Below are 2,351 nucleotides of genomic sequence, written 5' to 3'. Positions count from 1 at the left end.
CAGCGCGTCGCCCGGGCCGAGGGGCTCTATGACCTCTGCCATTTTCATCAGGAGTTGAAATCCGCCCGATGGGATGGCGCGCGCTGGCAAGTGGAAACCCGCGCCGGGCACCGCTGGTCGGCACGGTTTCTGGTTTCGGCCATCGGCGCGCTGCATATCCCGCGCATGCCCGACATTCCCGGGGCCGACAGCTTCCCCGGCCCCAGCTTTCATTCGGCGGAATGGGATCACGATGTGGCTTTGACCGGCAAACGGATCGCTGTCATCGGCACCGGGGCCTCAGCCGTGCAGTTCGTGCCCGAGATCGCCAAGACCGCTGCACAGATCAACATCTTCCAACGCAGCGCGCCCTACGTCCTGCCGCGCCCGGATGGGCCTATCACGCCTTGGGTCCGCCGCCTCTATCGCCGCCTTCCGATGCTGCCGCGTATCCGACGTCGACTGATCTATACCGTGTTCGAGTTCCGCCATCGCGTGTTTCGGGGCGATCCCCGCGCGGTTGATTTTGCCATGAAGATTTGGCGGCAAGCGCTGGAGAGCGCCATCCCCAACCCGCAAGAGCGTCAAAAGCTGACCCCGGATTACCGGGTCGGCTGCAAACGCATCCTCAGCTCCAATGACTGGTATCCGGCCCTGGCGCGTGACAATGTGACGGTCGTCCCCCATGGCGTGGACCGGATCGAGGTGGATCGGATCACCGCCACCGATGGCACACAGGTTCAAGCGGATGTGCTGATCTGGGGCACCGGGTTCCACGTCACCGACGCGGTCGAGCGGCTGGACACCACCGGCGCTGAGGACCTGAGCCTGCGCGATGCATGGGCCGACGGGATGCAGGCCAATCTGGGCACCGCCATCGCGGGTTTTCCGAACTTCTTCATCCTGCTCGGGCCGCATACCGGGCTGGGCCATAACTCCGTCGTGTTGATGATCGAGGCGCAGGTTGCCCATATCGGCCGTCTCCTGTCGCAGATGCAAGACCGGCAGATAGACGCTGTCACCCCCGACCCGACGAAACAGGCCGCCTTCACCCGAGAAATGCAGGACCGGCACAGCGACAGCGTCTGGCAGGCGGGCGGCTGCACCTCATGGTATCAGGACGCGGCTGGGCGCAATACGACGCTGTGGCCGGGCACCGTGTCCGAATACCGCAAACGCATGGCACAATCGGGGTTAGAGCAGTACCATCCCCTTACCCGATCATCGACCGAAAGGCCCTGACATGACGGTAATCCTGACGATCCTCACCCTCTTCGCCTTGGTCCTGCTGGGCATGAACCTGTGGACCCGCCGCCTGACCCGTCAGGGGCTGCAAGCCGTGCCGCAACTGGGACAGATCGTACCGGTTCAGGGCGGCAGCATTCATTACGTCGAACAGGGTGATCCCACCAACCCGACCATCGTGATGATCCACGGGTTGTCGGGACAGCTGCAGCACTTCACCTATGCGCTGATGGACGATCTGGCGGATGAATTCCACGTGCTCGCCGTAGACCGCCCCGGCTGCGGCTATTCCACCCGCGACTCGGCGGCCTTGGCCACATTGCCGGAACAGGCCCGCATGATCCACGAATTCCTGCAGAACAAAGGCATCGAACAGGCGGTTCTGGTCGGTCACTCTCTGGGTGGCGCGGTGTCTTTGGCCATGGCGCTGGATTATCCACGGAACACAACGGCTCTGGCCCTGCTATGCCCCCTGACACAGAAAATGCCCGCAACGCCCCCGGTGTTCAAATCGCTGGAAATCCGCACCGAATGGCTGCGCACCCTGATCGGCCACACGCTGGCCGTGCCACTGGCACGCAAAACGGCACCACTGGTCCTGAGAGACGTCTTCGCCCCGGACCCAGCCCCCGCCGATTTCCTGAACCGCGCCGGAGGTGCCCTGGGCCTGCGCCCGTCAGCCTTCATCACCGCCTCGCAGGACGTCATCGGCGCCGAAGCCAGTATCGAGGCCCAAAGCCGCAGATACGGCGCACTTCAGATGCCCGGAGGCATCCTCTTCGGTTCAGAAGACCAGGTTCTTTCCCCGGATCAACACGGCGCCCCCATGACCCAGTTCCGCCTGTCCTTTGAACAATTGGAGGGCCGAGGTCACATGATCCCCATCACCGCGCCCGACGCCTGCGCAACCTTCATCCGCCGGATCGCCCGGACAGCATTGGCGGAACCGGCATCAGCAGATCACACCAAAAGCTGAGCACCAAAAGAATCCCCGTTTGCCTATGCTTTTCCCTCTTGACCCTCCCGCGCCCCTCCCTTAAATCGCCTCTCACTCGTGGCGGAGTAGCTCAGTTGGTTAGAGCAGCGGAATCATAATCCGCGTGTCGGGGGTTCAAGTCCCTCCTCCG

At 63.3% G+C, this 2,351-nt stretch carries 2 protein-coding genes; both read left to right on the top strand.

What is annotated here, in order from left to right; all coding sequences use genetic code 11:
* Positions 1 to 1,221, top strand: a 1,221-nt coding sequence (locus MPJ51_RS16440) for an NAD(P)/FAD-dependent oxidoreductase (RefSeq protein ID WP_298388918.1), incomplete at its 5' end; no start/stop codon positions are given.
* Position 1,222: 1 nt separating this feature from the next.
* A complete protein-coding gene (locus MPJ51_RS16435) occupies positions 1,223 to 2,200 on the top strand; it encodes an alpha/beta hydrolase (RefSeq protein WP_298388915.1) in 978 nt (325 codons plus the stop codon).
* The last annotated feature ends 151 nt before the right edge of the window (positions 2,201 to 2,351 follow it).

The organism is Ruegeria sp., assembly GCF_028066395.1.
Taxonomy (GTDB): domain Bacteria; phylum Pseudomonadota; class Alphaproteobacteria; order Rhodobacterales; family Rhodobacteraceae; genus Ruegeria.
This window is presented reverse-complemented; position numbering and strand designations above follow the sequence as displayed.

Excerpts from the sequence above, each read along its gene's own strand:
- MPJ51_RS16435 (WP_298388915.1), top strand. The coding sequence starts at position 1,223 with ATGACGGTAATCCTGACGATCCTCACCCTCTTCGCCTTGGTCCTGCTG.